The organism is Mycobacterium montefiorense, from assembly GCF_025823255.1.
Taxonomy (GTDB): domain Bacteria; phylum Actinomycetota; class Actinomycetes; order Mycobacteriales; family Mycobacteriaceae; genus Mycobacterium; species Mycobacterium montefiorense.
Genome location: NZ_JACKVL010000013.1, coordinates 889,432 through 904,885 on the forward strand (window position 1 = coordinate 889,432; position 15,454 = coordinate 904,885).

At 64.3% G+C, this 15,454-nt stretch carries 13 protein-coding genes and 1 pseudogene; 11 read left to right on the top strand and 3 right to left on the bottom strand.

The genetic code is table 11. The features are described 5' to 3' along the window. Positions 1 to 2 precede the first annotated feature (2 nt). The 7 genes and pseudogenes from sufB (at position 3) to H7K34_RS17735 (ending at position 6,554) form a co-directional block, all read left to right on the top strand. Entirely contained in the window at positions 3 to 1,466 is a 1,464-nt protein-coding gene (gene sufB, locus H7K34_RS17705; protein WP_264063284.1) for a Fe-S cluster assembly protein SufB, read from the top strand. After that, positions 1,463 to 2,635: a Fe-S cluster assembly protein SufD gene (sufD, locus tag H7K34_RS17710; protein WP_264063285.1), complete on the top strand. Its 1,173-nt coding sequence runs from the start codon at positions 1,463 to 1,465 to the stop codon at positions 2,633 to 2,635. Before sufB ends, sufD begins: the two co-directional genes overlap by 4 nt. After that, complete coding sequence (sufC, locus tag H7K34_RS17715) at positions 2,635 to 3,408, top strand: Fe-S cluster assembly ATPase SufC (RefSeq protein ID WP_264063286.1); 774 nt, start codon at positions 2,635 to 2,637, stop codon at positions 3,406 to 3,408. Before sufD ends, sufC begins: the two co-directional genes overlap by 1 nt. 16 nt (positions 3,409 to 3,424) lie before the next feature. Next, complete coding sequence (locus tag H7K34_RS17720) at positions 3,425 to 4,672, top strand: cysteine desulfurase (RefSeq protein WP_264063601.1); 1,248 nt, start codon at positions 3,425 to 3,427, stop codon at positions 4,670 to 4,672. An 18-nt stretch (positions 4,673 to 4,690) separates the two neighbouring features. Next, positions 4,691 to 5,195 (top strand): annotated as a pseudogene (sufU, locus tag H7K34_RS17725) (Fe-S cluster assembly sulfur transfer protein SufU). Continuing rightward, positions 5,134 to 5,481 (top strand): metal-sulfur cluster assembly factor, encoded by a 348-nt coding sequence (locus H7K34_RS17730; protein ID WP_108922715.1) that lies wholly within the window; start codon positions 5,134 to 5,136, stop codon positions 5,479 to 5,481. Before sufU ends, H7K34_RS17730 begins: the two are co-directional and overlap by 62 nt. A 101-nt stretch (positions 5,482 to 5,582) precedes the next feature. Further along, a complete protein-coding gene (locus H7K34_RS17735) occupies positions 5,583 to 6,554 on the top strand; it encodes a YihY/virulence factor BrkB family protein (protein WP_264063287.1) in 972 nt (323 codons plus the stop codon). Between the two features lie 11 nt (positions 6,555 to 6,565). On the opposite strand, the gene H7K34_RS17740 is transcribed toward H7K34_RS17735, so the two are convergent. Further along, a complete protein-coding gene (locus tag H7K34_RS17740; protein WP_264063288.1) occupies positions 6,566 to 8,395 on the bottom strand; it encodes an acyl-CoA dehydrogenase in 1,830 nt (609 codons plus the stop codon). 240 nt (positions 8,396 to 8,635) lie between these two features. Here H7K34_RS17740 and trxA point away from each other — a divergent pair, with 240 nt between their 5' ends. The 4 genes from trxA to H7K34_RS17760 all read left to right on the top strand — a co-directional run bounded on the left by trxA (position 8,636) and on the right by H7K34_RS17760 (position 11,789). Then, positions 8,636 to 8,986 (top strand): thioredoxin, encoded by a 351-nt coding sequence (gene trxA / locus H7K34_RS17745; protein WP_264063289.1) that lies wholly within the window; start codon positions 8,636 to 8,638, stop codon positions 8,984 to 8,986. Positions 8,987 to 9,035: 49 nt separating this feature from the next. After that, the gene (locus H7K34_RS17750) at positions 9,036 to 9,845 is read left to right on the top strand and encodes an enoyl-CoA hydratase (protein ID WP_108922723.1); all 810 of its coding nucleotides are present in this window, start codon (positions 9,036 to 9,038) and stop codon (positions 9,843 to 9,845) included. 21 nt (positions 9,846 to 9,866) lie between these two features. Continuing rightward, complete coding sequence (locus H7K34_RS17755; protein WP_264063290.1) at positions 9,867 to 11,495, top strand: ABC-F family ATP-binding cassette domain-containing protein; 1,629 nt, start codon at positions 9,867 to 9,869, stop codon at positions 11,493 to 11,495. A gap of 102 nt (positions 11,496 to 11,597) precedes the next feature. After that, positions 11,598 to 11,789, top strand: a complete 192-nt coding sequence (locus H7K34_RS17760; protein ID WP_108922727.1) for a helix-turn-helix domain-containing protein — start codon at positions 11,598 to 11,600, stop codon at positions 11,787 to 11,789. Here H7K34_RS17760 and H7K34_RS17765 read toward each other — a convergent pair. Together H7K34_RS17765 and H7K34_RS17770 are read right to left on the bottom strand one after the other, a co-directional pair. Further along, complete coding sequence (locus H7K34_RS17765) at positions 11,786 to 12,370, bottom strand: TetR/AcrR family transcriptional regulator (RefSeq protein WP_264063291.1); 585 nt, start codon at positions 12,368 to 12,370, stop codon at positions 11,786 to 11,788. The two genes, H7K34_RS17760 and H7K34_RS17765, sit on opposite strands and share 4 nt — an antisense overlap. Positions 12,371 to 12,437: 67 nt before the next feature. After that, the gene (locus H7K34_RS17770) at positions 12,438 to 15,260 is read right to left on the bottom strand and encodes an aconitate hydratase (protein ID WP_264063292.1); all 2,823 of its coding nucleotides are present in this window, start codon (positions 15,258 to 15,260) and stop codon (positions 12,438 to 12,440) included. Positions 15,261 to 15,454: the final 194 nt, after the last annotated feature.

Below are 15,454 nucleotides of genomic sequence, written 5' to 3' on the forward strand. Positions count from 1 at the left end.
GAATGACACTCACGCCAGAGGCAACCACGCCGCCGGTTTCCGGCGCGCCCGCAGAGTCCCTGACCCAGGAGCAGGCGATCGAGTCCCTGGGCAAGTATGGCTACGGCTGGGCGGACTCCGACGTCGCTGGCGCCAGCGCGCAGCGTGGGCTGTCCGAGGCGGTCGTTCGGGACATCTCTTCGAAGAAGAACGAGCCGGAGTGGATGCTGCAGACCCGGCTGAAGGCACTGCGCACCTTCGATAAGAAGCCGATGCCGAACTGGGGCTCCAACCTCGAGGGCATCGACTTCGACAACATCAAGTACTTCGTGCGCTCCAGCGAGAAGCAGGCCGCAACCTGGGACGATCTGCCCGCGGACATCAAGAACACCTACGACAGGCTGGGGATCCCGGAAGCGGAGAAGCAGCGCCTGGTCTCCGGCGTCGCCGCACAGTACGAATCCGAGGTGGTGTACCACTCCATCCGCGAGGATCTGGAGGCCCAGGGCGTCATCTTCCTCGACACCGACAGCGGCCTGCGGGAACATCCAGAGATTTTCAAGCAGTATTTCGGCAGCGTGATTCCGGCCGGTGACAACAAGTTCTCCGCGCTGAATACCGCTGTGTGGTCGGGTGGTTCCTTCATCTACGTGCCGCCGGGCGTGCACGTAGATATTCCGCTGCAGGCCTACTTCCGGATCAACACCGAGAACATGGGCCAGTTCGAGCGGACGCTGATCATCGTCGACGAGGGCGCCTACGTGCACTACGTCGAGGGCTGCACCGCACCGATCTACAAGAGCGACTCGCTGCACTCCGCGGTGGTCGAGATCATCGTGAAGCCCGGTGGCCGTTGCCGTTACACGACCATCCAGAACTGGTCGAACAACGTCTACAACCTGGTCACCAAGCGGGCTCGTGCCGAAGCCGGCGCCACCATGGAGTGGGTCGACGGCAACATCGGGTCAAAGGTGACCATGAAGTATCCCGCCGTCTGGATGACCGGTGAGCACGCCAAGGGTGAGGTTCTCTCGGTCGCGTTCGCCGGTGAGGGCCAGCATCAGGACACCGGCGCCAAGATGCTGCACCTGGCGCCCAACACATCGAGCAACATCGTCTCCAAGTCGGTGGCCCGTGGCGGCGGCCGCGCCTCCTACCGCGGCCTGGTGCAGATCAACAAGGGTGCCCACGGGTCGCGTTCCAGCGTGAAATGCGATGCGCTGCTTGTCGATACGGTCAGCCGCAGCGACACCTACCCCTACGTCGACATCCGCGAGGACGACGTGACGATGGGTCACGAAGCCACCGTGTCAAAGGTCAGCGCGGACCAACTCTTCTACCTGATGAGCCGCGGGATGACCGAGGACGAGGCGATGGCGATGGTGGTGCGCGGCTTCGTCGAGCCGATCGCCAAGGAACTGCCGATGGAGTACGCGCTGGAGCTCAACCGGCTGATTGAGCTGCAGATGGAGGGCGCGGTCGGATGACCGCTGTCGAAGGGTCTTCACTCACTGCACTGAACAAGGGGGAGCTGTTCGCGTCGTTCGACGTGGACGCCTTCGAGGTGCCAGGCGGTCGCGACGAGATCTGGCGGTTCACCCCGCTGCGACGGTTGCGCGGTCTGCACGACGGATCGGCTGTCGCCAACGGCAAGGCTGCTATCAGCGTCGGGGAACAGCCCGGCGTGCGGACCGAGGCCGTGCGCCGCGGCGACGAGCGGTTGGGGCAGGGCGGTGTTCCCGCCGACCGCGTTGCGGCCCAAGCGTTCTCGTCGTTCAACTCCGCGACGGTGGTGACCGTGGCGCGCGACACCGAGGTCGCCAAACCGATCGAGATCGCCATCACCGGGCCCGGCGAGGGCGCGGTCGCGTACGGGCATCTGCAAATCCGCGTCGAAGAACTGGCACGGGCGATCGTCGTGATCGACCTGCGGGGGAGCGGGACGTACGCGGACAACGTCGAGATCATCGTCGGCGACTCGGCGGCCCTCGGGGTAATCTGGATCGCCGACTGGGCCGACGACATGGTTCATGTCAGTGCGCACCATGCGCGGCTGGGCAAGGATTCGGTGCTCGGCCATGTCAACGTGACGCTCGGGGGCGACCTCGTTCGTACGTCGACGACGGTGCGGTTCACCGCTGCAGGCGGCGACGCCCAGTTGCTCGGTACCTACTTCGCCGATGACGGCCAGCACTTCGAGTCCCGGTTACTCGTCGACCACGCGTACCCCAACTGCCGTTCGGATGTGTTGTACAAGGGTGCGCTGCAAGCTGATCCGGAATCCAGCCGTCCCGATGCGCATACCGTCTGGGTGGGCGATGTGCTGATCCGCGCGGAGGCCACCGGCACGGACACCTTCGAGACCAACCGCAACCTATTGCTCACCGACGGCGCCCGCGCCGATTCGGTGCCCAATCTCGAAATCGAGACGGGCGAGATCGTCGGCGCCGGACACGCAAGTGCCACGGGAAGATTCGACGATGAGCAGGTGTTCTACCTACAAGCTCGAGGCATCCCGGAAGACCAAGCCCGCCGATTGATCGTTTGTGGTTTCTTCGGCGAGATCATCCAGAAGATCGCCGTGGCCGCCGTGCGTGATCGGCTGACCGAGGCCATCGAACACGAACTTGAGTTAACCGAAGGAATCAAGAACTGATGACCACGCTCGAAATCAAAGATCTGCACGTCAGCGTCGCACGTACCAACGAGTCCGACGCCATCCCGATTCTCAAGGGTGTCGACCTCACGGTGAAGTCTGGAGAGACGCACGCGCTGATGGGCCCCAACGGGTCGGGCAAGTCGACGCTGTCCTACGCGATCGCCGGGCATCCGAAGTACGAGGTGACGTCCGGCTCGATCACGCTGGACGGCGAGGACGTGTTGGCGATGAGCGTCGACGAACGTGCCCGGGCCGGCTTGTTCCTCGCCATGCAGTACCCGATCGAGGTGCCCGGCGTGTCGATGTCGAACTTCCTGCGCACCGCGGCCGCTGCCGTACGCGGCGAGGCCCCGAAGCTGCGGCACTGGGTGAAGGAAGTCAAGGGTGCGATGGACGATCTGGGAATCGATCCGGCGTTCTCCGAACGCAGTGTGAACGAAGGCTTTTCGGGCGGTGAGAAGAAGCGCCACGAGATCCTGCAGCTGTCGCTACTCAAGCCCAAGATCGCGATCCTCGATGAGACCGATTCCGGGTTGGACGTCGATGCGCTGCGGGTGGTCAGCGAGGGAGTGAACCGCTACGCCGAAGCCGAGCACGGCGGCGTCCTGCTGATCACGCACTACACCCGGATCCTGCGCTACATCCAGCCGCAGTTCGTGCACGTGTTCGTGGGCGGGCGCATCGTCGAGTCGGCCGGCCCCGAATTGGCCGACGAGCTCGAAGCGAGTGGTTACGAGCGCTTCGTCCAGGCGGCGTCTGCGAAGGCCTGACATGACTCGGCCCGATATGGCGACTGCGGCTCTGGATCTCGCGGCGATCCGTGCTGACTTCCCGATCCTGAAGCGAATCATGCGCAGCGGCAACCAATTGGCGTACCTGGATTCCGGTGCCACGTCGCAACGCCCGCTGCAGGTGCTCGACGCCGAACGGGAATTCCTGTTGACGTCCAACGGTGCCGTGCACCGCGGTGCCCACCAGTTGATGGAAGAAGCCACCGACGCCTACGAGCAGGGCCGAGCCGACATCGCGGCGTTCGTCGGTGCCGACACCGCCGAACTGATTTTCACCAAGAACGCGACCGAATCGCTCAACCTGGTGTCATATGTGCTGGGCGACAAGCGCTTCGATGGCGCGGTCGGCGAAGGCGACGTCATTGTCACCACCGAACTGGAGCATCACGCCAACCTGGTACCGTGGCAGGAGCTGTCCCGGCGGACCGGGGCGACGCTGCGCTGGTATGGCGTGACCGACGACGGACGTATTGACCTGGACTCCCTGCAACTCGACGAGCGCGTCAAAGTTGTTGCATTCAGCCATCATTCCAACGTCGCCGGCGCGGTAGCGCCTGTCAGCGAGTTGGTCGCCCGGGCCAAGGCCGTGGGCGCGCTGACGGTGCTGGACGCCTGCCAGTCGGTGCCACACGAGCGCGTCGACTTCCGCGCCCTTGACGTTGACTTCGGCGCCTTCTCTGGACATAAAATGCTGGGCCCCAACGGGATCGGGGTGCTCTACGCTCGACGTGAGTTGCTCGGGGAGCTGCCGCCGTTCCTCACCGGCGGATCGATGATCGAGACGGTCACGATGGAAGGCACGACGTATGCGGCACCCCCGCAGCGATTCGAGGCCGGCACCCCGATGACCTCCCAGGTGGTGGGATTGGCCGCGGCCACCCGCTATCTCGGCGCCATCGGCATGGATGCCGTGCAAGCCCACGAGCACGAGCTGGTGGCCGCGGCGCTGGCGGGGCTGTCCAGTATCGACGCGGTGCGCATCATCGGGCCGACATCGATGGATTACCGTGGCTCGCCAGTCGCATTCGTCGTCGACGGTGTGCACGCCCACGACGTCGGCCAGGTACTCGACGACGAGGGTGTCGCGGTGCGGGTCGGGCACCACTGCGCGTTGCCGCTGCACCGCCGATTCGGTGTGGCCGCCACGGCGCGGGCGTCGTTCGCGGTGTACAACACCGCCGACGAGGTCGACCGGTTGGTGGCCGGTGTGCGCCGGGCGACAGACTTCTTCGGCGGAGCGTGAGCCGTGCGCCTAGAGCAGATGTATCAGGACGTGATCCTCGATCACTACAAGCACCCGCAGCACCGCGGTCTGCGCGACCCGTTCGGCGCGCAGGTGTACCACGTAAACCCGATCTGCGGCGACGAGATCACGCTGCGGGTGACATTGTCCGGCGACGGTCAGACCGTCGCCGACGTTTCCTATGACGGGCAGGGCTGTTCGATCAGCCAGGCGGCCACTTCGGTGCTCGCCCAGCAGGTGGTCGGCCAGAGCGTCGGGGAAGCGCTGAAGACCATCACCGCCTTCACCGAAATGGTGTCGTCGCGGGGAACGGTCGAGGGGGACGAGGATGTCCTGGGCGACGGCGTCGCCTTCGCAGGAGTAGCCAAGTATCCGGCCCGGGTGAAATGTGCTCTGCTGGGCTGGATGGCTTGCAAAGACGCACTGGCCCAAGCCAGCCATGCTTTCGAGGAGGACCAACGATGAGCGAAACCACCGCACCCGACCAGGAATTTATCGCCGACCTCGAAGAGGCGATGCGTGACGTCGTCGACCCCGAATTGGGGATCAACGTCGTCGACCTGGGGTTGGTCTACGGCCTCAACGTCGAACAGGGCGACGAGGGCAAGGTCGCCACCATCGACATGACGCTGACGTCGCCGGCCTGCCCGCTCACCGATGTCATCGAAGATCAGTCGCGCAGCGCGCTGGTCGGCAGCGGTCTGGTCAACGACATCCGGATCAATTGGGTGTGGAACCCGCCGTGGGGCCCGGACAAGATCACCGAGGACGGGCGCGAACAGCTGCGTGCACTCGGCTTCACCGTTTAGCAGTAGCCCCACTCCGGGGTGGCGCGGTTGGCGGCCGGCAAATCAGGGTATGCCCCGCGCATCCCGCTGTTTTGGCTGTCGATTTCTGGGGGTGATCGGCCGTGGTCAGTTGGCTGGACAGTTTGCAACGACGGAATTCCCCCGTGAGTGTGGCGCTTGCCGTCATCTACAAGTATCTCGATGATCAAGGCGGCTACCTGGCCGCGCTGATCACCTACTACGGCTTCGTGTCGCTGTTCCCGATGCTGCTGCTGTTGACTACCGGGTTGGGTGTGGTGCTCGCCGGGCACCCCGCTCTACAAGAGCAGCTGCTGCACAGCGCCTTGAGCCAGTTTCCGGTGATCGGCAGTCAGCTCCATCAGCCCGGGGGGCTCAGCGGGGGGACGGTCGCCATAGTCGTCGGAATCCTTGCTGCGCTCTATGGCGGGCTGGGTGTCGGTCAGGCCGTCCAGAACGCGATGGACTCGGTGTGGGCCGTCCCGAAGCACAAGCGCCCCAATCCGATTCGGTCCCGCGTGCGCAGCTTGCTACTGCTGTTGGTGCTCGGTTCGGCACTCCTCGGGGCCACCGTCTTGTCCGGGGTCGCTCAGGCGACTCAGACACTGGGTGTCTTCGGAAAGATCGGCGTGGCGCTGGCCGCCGTGGCGATCAACGCGCTGATCTGTCTGGTGGTTTTTCGGGTCACCACCGCGCGTGAACTCACCTACCGGCAGGTCCTGCCGGGAGCTGTTGTGGCAGCCTTCATTTGGCAGTTATTGCAGTGGTTCGGGGCCGGCTACATTCAGCACACGGTCGAGACGGCCAGCGTCACCAACAGTATTTTCGCGTTGGTGCTGGGTTTGCTTGCTTTCCTGTATCTGGTCTCGACGACGCTGGTGCTGTGCGCTGAGCTGAACGTCGTGCTGGTGGAGCAGCTCTATCCGCGGGCGTTGCTCAGCGCATTCAGCGACGACGCCGAACTCACGCCGGCCGATCGGCGGACCTACGCCAAACGCGCCAAAGCCGAACGCGTCAAACAACTTGAGCACGTGATCGTCAGGTTCAACGACGTCAATAGACCCGTCACGCGATAGCGTCGGCTGAGTCAGAACGCGTCTTCGGAAATGCGCATGACGTCGTCGTCGATCGATTCGAGGATGTGGCGCAGTGCGGTCAGTTTCGGCAGCATGTTCTTGGCGAAGAACGCCGACGTCGCGACCTTGCCCTGATAGAACGCCGCGTCTTTCTCGGCGGGATTGTTCGCCAGTGCCGCGTGCGCAATCCCGGCGTGTACCAGCAATCGCCAGCCAATAAGCAGGTCGCCGACCGCGAGCAGATACCGCACCGACCCGAGCCCCACCTTGTAAATCTCGCTGGGGTGCTGGGTCGCCGACATCAGGTAGCCCGTCAACGCGCCCGTCATCGCCGTGACTTCGTCGAGGGCGTTCTGCACCGCCTGCGCTTGTGACTTCAGCGCCTCGTCGCAGTTGTCGATGGTCTGATTGATCTGAGCCGTGACAAAAGCCAGCGCCTGGCCGTGGTCGCGGACGATCTTGCGGAAGAAGAAGTCCAGCGCCTGGATCGCGGTGGTGCCCTCGTACAAGGAGTCGATCTTTGAATCGCGGATGTACTGCTCCAGCGGGTAGTCCTGCAGGAAGCCCGAACCGCCCAGCGTCTGCAACGATTCGGTCAGGACCTCGTACGCCCGCTCCGAGCTCACCCCTTTGACGATGGGGAGCAGTAGATCGTCGACGCGGTGTGCCATCTCGTGGTCTGCACCCGAAACATGTTGTGCAAGAGCATCATCCTGATGTGCGGCGGCATACATGTAGAGCGCTCGCAGCCCCTCGGCATAAGCCTTTTGGGTCATCAGGCTGCGGCGCACATCCGGGTGGTGCATGATCGTCACCCGCGGCGCGGTCTTATCGGTCATCTGGGTCAGGTCGGCACCTTGCACCCGCTCCTTGGCGTAGGCCAGCGCATTGAGGTAGCCGGTGGAGAGCGTGCCCGCGGCCTTGACGCCGATCGTCATGCGCGCGTGCTCGATCACGGTGAACATCTGCGCGATCCCGTTGTGCACGCCGCCGACCAGATAGCCCACGGCCGGCACGTCGGTGGCGCCGAACGTCACCTCACAGGTCGGGGAGGACTTGATACCCATCTTGTGTTCGAGCCCCGTCACGAAAGCCCCGTTGCGCGGACCGAGTTCGAACGTGTCGGGGTCGAAAAGGTAGTTCGGCACGTAGAACAAACTCAGCCCCTTGGTACCGGGCCCGGCCCCCTCCGGGCGGGCCAGCACGAGGTGAAAAACGTTGTCGGCGGTGTCGCCCACATCGCCTCCGGAGATGAACCGCTTGACGCCCTCGATGTGCCAGGTGCCGTCCGGTTGTTCGATGGCCTTGCTGCGGCCGGCGCCGACGTCGGAGCCCGCATCGGGTTCGGTGAGCACCATGGTGGCCGCCCAGCCACGCTCGACTCCCTCTGCGGCCCACTGCTTCTGCTGCTCATCGCCCTCGGCGTAAAGCGCTTGCGCCATAAACGGACCCAGGCAGAAGAAGCTTGCGGAGGGATTGGCGCAAAAGATCATTTCGTTGACCGCCCATGCCAGCGGCGGTGGTGCGGGCATGCCACCGATGTCTTCGGCCAGGCCGAGGCGCCACCACTCGGCGTCCTTGATCGCTTGCACCGTCTTGGCCAACTCGGGCGCCACACTGATGGTGTGCGCGTCGGGATCGAAGACCGGCGGGTTGCGGTCGGCGAATGCGAACGTTTCGGCCACCGGGCCTTCTGCCAGGCGTGCCGCCTCGGACAAGATGGTTCGCACCGTGTCAGCGTCGAGCTCGCTGAACTTCCCGGTACCGAGAACAGCGTCCACATCAAGAACTTCGAAGATGTTGAACTCGAGATCACGGACGTTAGCGATGTAGTGGCCCAAGACATCTCCCTCGACTGGCCCGTCCGGCGACGGATCATCAGCCCTAGTCTGTCCGAGCGGGGAAAACCTCCGCAACCGTAACCTCCGGGCAGTGACCGTTGTCGTCCACAATCGAAAACCAAGTGGCGGTGCGGGCCGTCGGACTGGCTAATCCCTGCTGGCGGTAGCAGTATGGGCAGGTGCGCCAATGGGCGACATTCGCGCGGGAACATCCAAGTAACACGCGGCGTTAGGCAAAACGTGACCACACAGGACCTCACTGCGGAGCAGTTCAACCCGACCATCGAGAACAACGACATCGTGCTGGTTGACTTCTGGGCTTCCTGGTGCGGGCCATGTCGCCAGTTCGGGCCGACTTTTCAGGCGTCGTCGGAGAAGCACCCCGACATCGTGCACGCCAAGGTCGACACCGAGGCCGAGCAACAGCTGGCGGCGGCCGCCCAGATTCGGTCCATTCCGACGCTGATGGCTTTCAAGAAGGGCAAGCTGCTGTTCAACCAGCCCGGGGCACTGCCGCCGGCCGCTCTCGAGGATCTGGTGCAGCAAATCAGGGACTTCGACGTTGAGGCGGCTCAAGCAGATCAGGCCTGAGGCGCGGCGCCGAATAGGTCTCTAGCAACGTCCGCGATACCGTTCACGGGTGAGTTTGGTACTGGTTGAACATCCACGCCCCGGCGTTGCGCTGATAACCCTCAATCGGCCCGAGCGGATGAATTCCATGGCATTCGACGTGATGGTGCCGTTGAAGGAGGCCCTGGAAGAGGTCAGCTACGACAATTCCGTGCGTGTCGTCGTGCTGACCGGGGCGGGTCGAGGGTTTTCTTCCGGCGCTGATCACAAGTCAGCGGGCGAGGTACCGAATGTGGACGGGCTGACCCGGCCGACGTATGCGCTGCGCTCCATGCAGGTGCTCGACGACGTCATCCTGCTGCTGCGCCGCTTGCATCAGCCCGTCATCGCCGCCGTCAACGGCGCCGCGATCGGCGGGGGGCTGTGCCTAGCGCTGGCCGCCGACATTCGGGTGGCTTCCACTACCGCCTATTTCCGGGCCGCGGGCATCAACAACGGTTTGACCGCCAGCGAACTGGGCCTGTCCTACCTGCTGCCCAGGGCCATCGGAGCCTCACGAGCCTTCGAGATCATGCTGACCGGTCGTGACGTCACCGCCGAGGAAGCCGAGCGGATCGGGCTGGTTTCCTGTCAGGTGCCCGAGGGTCAGCTGCTAGACACCTGCTACGCGATCGCGGCGCGGATAGCCGCGTTCTCCCGGCCCGGCGTTGAGTTGACCAAACGCACACTCTGGAGTGGGCTGGACGCCGGTAGCCTGGAAGGGCATATGCAAGCCGAGGGCTTGGGACAGCTTTTCGTTCGTCTGCTTACCGCCAACTTCGAAGAAGCGGTTGCTGCGCGCGCAGAACGGCGGCCCGCGGTGTTCACCGACGACAAATAGCTTGTATAGAGGAGAGCGATCGTGATCACGGCCACGGACCTCGAGGTCCGCGCTGGCGCGCGCATCCTGCTCTCTCCCGACGGCCCCGATCTCCGGATTCAGCCGGGCGACCGCATCGGGCTGGTCGGCCGCAATGGCGCGGGCAAGACCACGACCCTGCGCATCCTGGCGGGGGAGAGCGAGCCGTACGCGGGTACGGTCGCCCGGATCGGCGAAATCGGTTACTTGCCACAGGATCCCAAAGAAGGCGATCTCGATGTTCTGGCCCGCAACCGGGTGCTTTCGGCCCGCGGATTGGACGTTCTGCTCACCGATCTGGAGAAGCAGCAGGCGTTGATGGCCGAGGTTGCCGACGACGATGCGCGCGATCGTGCGATCCGTCGCTACGGCCAGCTAGAGGAGCGGTTCGTCGCGTTGGGCGGCTATGGCGCCGAGAGCGAAGCCGGGCGAATCTGCGCGAGTCTCGGCCTGCCCGAACGCGTCATGACGCAGCAACTGCGCACCCTGTCCGGCGGTCAGCGCCGCCGGGTGGAGTTGTCGCGAATCCTGTTCGCCGCCTCCGATACCGGCGCGGGTTCGTCGACCACGCTGCTGCTCGACGAACCAACCAACCACCTGGACGCGGATTCGCTTGGCTGGCTGCGGGATTTCCTGCGGTCCCACAATGGTGGACTGGTGGTCATCAGCCACAACGTCGAGTTGCTCGCCGACGTCGTGAACCGGGTGTGGTTTCTGGACGCCGTGCGCGGCGAGGCCGACGTCTACAACATGACGTGGCAGAAGTATCTCGATGCCCGGGCCACCGACGAACAGCGCCGCCGCCGGGAACGTGCGAACGCCGAACGCAAGGCCACCGCGCTGCGTTCACAAGCCGCCAAGCTGGGTGCAAAGGCCACCAAAGCCGTTGCGGCGCAGAACATGTTGCGGCGTGCCGATCGGATGATGGCCGCTCTAGACGAGGAGCGGGTCGCCGACAAGGTGGCGCGGATCAAGTTCCCCACCCCGGCCGCATGCGGGCGCACTCCGCTGGTGGCCAAGGGGCTGAGCAAGTCCTACGGGTCGCTGGAAGTGTTCACCGGCGTCGACTTGGCTATCGACCGGGGCTCCCGGGTGGTGGTGTTGGGACTCAACGGCGCCGGCAAGACGACGCTGCTACGCCTGCTGGCCGGCACCGAGACACCCGACACCGGAGGCCTCGAACCCGGACATGGTTTGCGGATGGGCTATTTCGCGCAGGAACACGACACCATCGACAACGACGCGACCGTGTGGGAGAACATCCGGCACGCCGCGCCGTCCTCGGGCGAGCAGGACTTGCGTGGGTTGCTCGGAGCGTTCATGTTCAGCGGCGCGCAGCTCGACCAGCCGGCAGGAACCCTGTCCGGAGGCGAGAAGACGCGGCTGGCGCTGGCCGGCCTAGTGGCATCCACCGCCAACGTGTTGCTGCTCGACGAACCAACCAACAACCTCGATCCCGCGTCGCGGGAACAGGTGCTCGACGCGCTGCGCAGCTATCAAGGCGCGGTGGTGTTGGTGACGCACGACCCCGGAGCGGCCGAAGCGCTGGACCCACAACGCGTGGTGCTGTTGCCGGACGGCACCGAGGATTATTGGTCCGAGGAATACCGGGATCTCATCGAGCTCGCCTGAGCTGCATAAGTCATCGCACGCGAATTCGGCGAAATTGACACGCGTATGACGGCAAGTTCTTACTCTGGGGGCTTGGGTTTGTGTTCAAGCGTGGAGGGGATAGTGCCAAAGTCGAAAGAGATGCGCGCCGAGTTGTTGCATGAGCTGCGCAATGCCTACGAGAGCGGAGCAAGCATTCGCAAGCTCGTCGCCAACACCGGCAGGTCGTACGGATCGATTCACAGCATGCTGCGTGAGTCGGGTACCACGATGCGCAGCCGCGGCGGACCCAACCACACATCTCGGCACCGCTAGATTGATGTAACCCCAGAATCGTTGCGGCGCACCGAGTTCTCCACTAGATCGAGGACCGCCGACAGTCGCTGCGGATCTTCTCCGGAGGCCAGCCGGGCCACCAATCCGTCCAGGACCAGTTCCAGGTAACACTGCAACACGTCACCGGGTACGTCGTCGCGCACCCGGTGTGCTTCCTTCTGCCGTTGCAGCCGATCCTGGGTCGCCGCTGCCAGTTCCGCGGAGCGCTCCGACCATCCGCGGCTGAACGCGGGGTCGTTGCGCAGCTTGCGCGCGATCTCCAACCTGGTTGCCAACCAGTCGAACTGCTCAGGCGCGGCAAGCATGTCGCGCATCACCTGGATCAGGCCTTCGCGAGACGCGACGTCGGCCATCCGCTCGGCATCCTCGTGCGCGAGCGCGAAAAACAGCGCGTCCTTGTCGCGGAAGTGGTGGAAGATCGCACCGCGTGACATCCCGATCGACTGCTCGAGCCGCCGAACCGTGGCTCGGTCATAGCCGTGTTCGGCGAAGCATCGACGAGCACCGTCAAGGATCTGGCGGCGTCGAGCCGCCAGATGGTCCTCGCTGACTTTGGGCACGGGCGGTGGGCTCAGGTCCTCGGGTGTCGACCCGCTGCGCCCGGCCGCGCCGGCCGTGCGGTCGCCACTAGCCGGACTTAAGCATGTTGCGCAGCACGTACTGCAAGATGCCGCCGTTGCGGTAATAGTCGGCCTCACCGGGAGTGTCGATGCGCACAACCGCGTCGAACTCGATGTCGTCCCCACCTTCCTTGCTGGCCTTGACGTGCACCGTCTTCGGCGTCTTCCCGTCGTTGAGCGCCTCGATGCCGGTGAAGTCGAACACCTCGGTGCCGTCGAGTCCGAGCTCTTGCGCCGTCTTGCCTTCGGGGAATTGCAACGGAATCACGCCCATGCCGATCAGGTTGGAGCGGTGGATGCGCTCGAACGACTCGGCGATCACCGCCCGCACGCCCAGCAGCCGTGTTCCCTTGGCGGCCCAGTCTCGCGACGACCCCGACCCGTACTCCTTGCCGCCCAGCACCACCAGCGGAATGTTGGATGCCGCATAGTTTTGCGCCGCGTCGTAGATGAAGGCCTGGGGCGCGCCGTCCTGAGTGAAGTCGCGGGTGTATCCACCGGAGACGTCGTCCAGCAGCAGGTTGCGCAGCCGGATGTTGGCGAACGTGCCGCGGATCATCACCTCGTGGTTGCCGCGTCGGGAGCCAAAGGAGTTGTAGTCCTTACGGTCCACGCCGTGCTCGTCGAGGTATTGCGCGGCCGGGGTGCCCGGCTTGATGCTGCTGGCGGGGGAGATGTGGTCGGTGGTCACCGAGTCACCCAGCAGCGCCAGCACCCGGGCTCCGGTGATGTCGGCGACCGCCTCGGGCTCGGCGGGCATGCCCTCGAAGTACGGGGGCTTGCGGACATACGTCGAATCCGCGTCCCATTCAAAGGTATTGCCGCTCGGGGTGGGCAGGTTGCGCCACCGTTCGTCGCCCTTGAACACATCGCCGTAGTTCTTGGTGAACATCTCGGAGTTGATCGCCGAGGCGATGGTGTCGGAGACGTCCTGCTGCGACGGCCAGATGTCCTTGAGGAAGACGTCGTTGCCGTCCGTGTCCTTGCCCAGTGGCTGCGACTCGAAGTCGAAGTCCATGGTCCCCGCCAATGCGTAGGCCACGACCAGCGGCGGTGAAGCCAGGTAATTCATCTTCACATCCGGGTTGATGCGGCCCTCGAAGTTCCGGTTGCCCGACAGCACGGCGGTCACCGAAAGGTCGTTGTCGTTGATGGCCTTCGAAATCTCTTCCGGCAGCGGGCCGGAGTTACCGATGCAGGTGGTGCAGCCGTAGCCGACCAGATAGAAGCCGAGCTTCTCGAGGTACGGCCAGAGGCCGGCTTTGTTGTAGTAGTCGTTGACGACTTGGGAGCCGGGCGCCATTGTGGTCTTCACCCACGGCTTGGACGCCAAGCCCTTCTCTACGGCGTTGCGAGCCAACAGTGCCGCGCCCAGCATCACCTCCGGGTTGGAGGTGTTGGTGCACGACGTGACCGCGGCGATCACCACCGCGCCGTGGTCGAGCACGAATTCGCCGCGCTCGTCGGAGCGCACGGTCACGGGGCTGCTCGGGCGGCCCTTGGAATGTGCGGCCGCCGAATGCACCGGGGGTAGGTCGTCAGCGTGTCCGTTGGACACCGCGCCCGGATCGCTGGCCGGGAAAGTCTCCTCGACTGACTCGTCCAGTTTCGAGTAGCCCTGTTTGCTGTCCTCGTCGCCGTCGACGTAGCTCAGAATTTGCTCGCGGAACGTGGACCTGGCGTCCGACAAGGCGATTCGGTCCTGCGGGCGCTTCGGTCCGGCGATAGACGGCACCACGGTAGACAGGTCGAGTTCGAGGTATTCGGAGAACGCGGGCTCATGGGAGGGGTCGTGCCACATGCCCTGTTCTTTGGCGTAGGTCTCCACAAGTGCCAGTTGCTCGTCCGTGCGGCCGGTGAACTTCAGGTAGGAGATGGTCTCTTCGTCGATCGGGAAAATAGCTGCGGTAGAACCGAATTCGGGGCTCATGTTGCCCAGGGTGGCGCGGTTGGCCAACGGTACCTCCGAAACGCCCGCACCGTAGAACTCGACGAACTTGCCGACCACGCCGTGCTTACGCAGCATCTCGGTGACTGTCAGGACGACGTCGGTCGCGGTCACGCCCGGCGCGATCTCGCCGGCCAGCTTGAAGCCGACGACGCGTGGGATCAGCATCGACACCGGTTGGCCCAGCATCGCGGCCTCGGCCTCGATGCCGCCGACGCCCCAGCCGAGCACGCCGAGGCCATTGACCATCGTCGTGTGGCTGTCGGTCCCCACGCAGGTGTCTGGGTAGGCCACTCCGTCGCGATCCATCACCACGCTGGCCAGGTATTCGATGTTGACCTGATGCACGATGCCAGTGCCGGGCGGTACCACCTTGAAGTCGTCGAAAGCTCCCTGACCCCAGCGCAGGAACTGGTAACGCTCACCGTTGCGCTGGTACTCGATCTCGACGTTTCGCTCGAAGGAGTCGGGGGTGCCGAATAGGTCGGCGATCACCGAGTGGTCGATCACCAGGTCGGCCGGCGCCAAGGGGTTGACCTTCTCCGCCTTGCCGCCTAGGTCGCCGATCGCCTCGCGCATGGTGGCCAGATCCACGATGCACGGCACGCCGGTGAAGTCCTGCATCACGACGCGGGCGGGCGTGTATTGGATCTCAATGCTGGGCTCTGCCTTGGGATCCCAGTTCGCGATGGCTTCGATGTGGTCCTTGGTGATGTTGGCGCCGTCCTCATTGCGCAGCAAGTTCTCGGCGAGGACTTTGAGGCTGTAGGGGAGTTTCTCGGTGTTCGGGACGGCGTCGAGACGATAGATCTGGTAACTCTTCTTGCCGACCTTCAGGGTGTCGCGGGCTCCGAACGAGTTCACAGTTTCTTGGTTGGTCACATCAACTCCCTGGGATTAAATTCTGCCGCCGACGGGCCGTGTCGACGGTGCGTTGCTCACTTTAACAGTACGCTTGTCCTGTAAGAAAGCGGCAGTCCGATTCTCAGTCTTGCCGGGTCGAGGCCGCGTTGAAACCCCTTTCTCCGACTGTTCGCGTACGGTGCCTGTAGCACCGAGGGAGGAGGCACACAGTG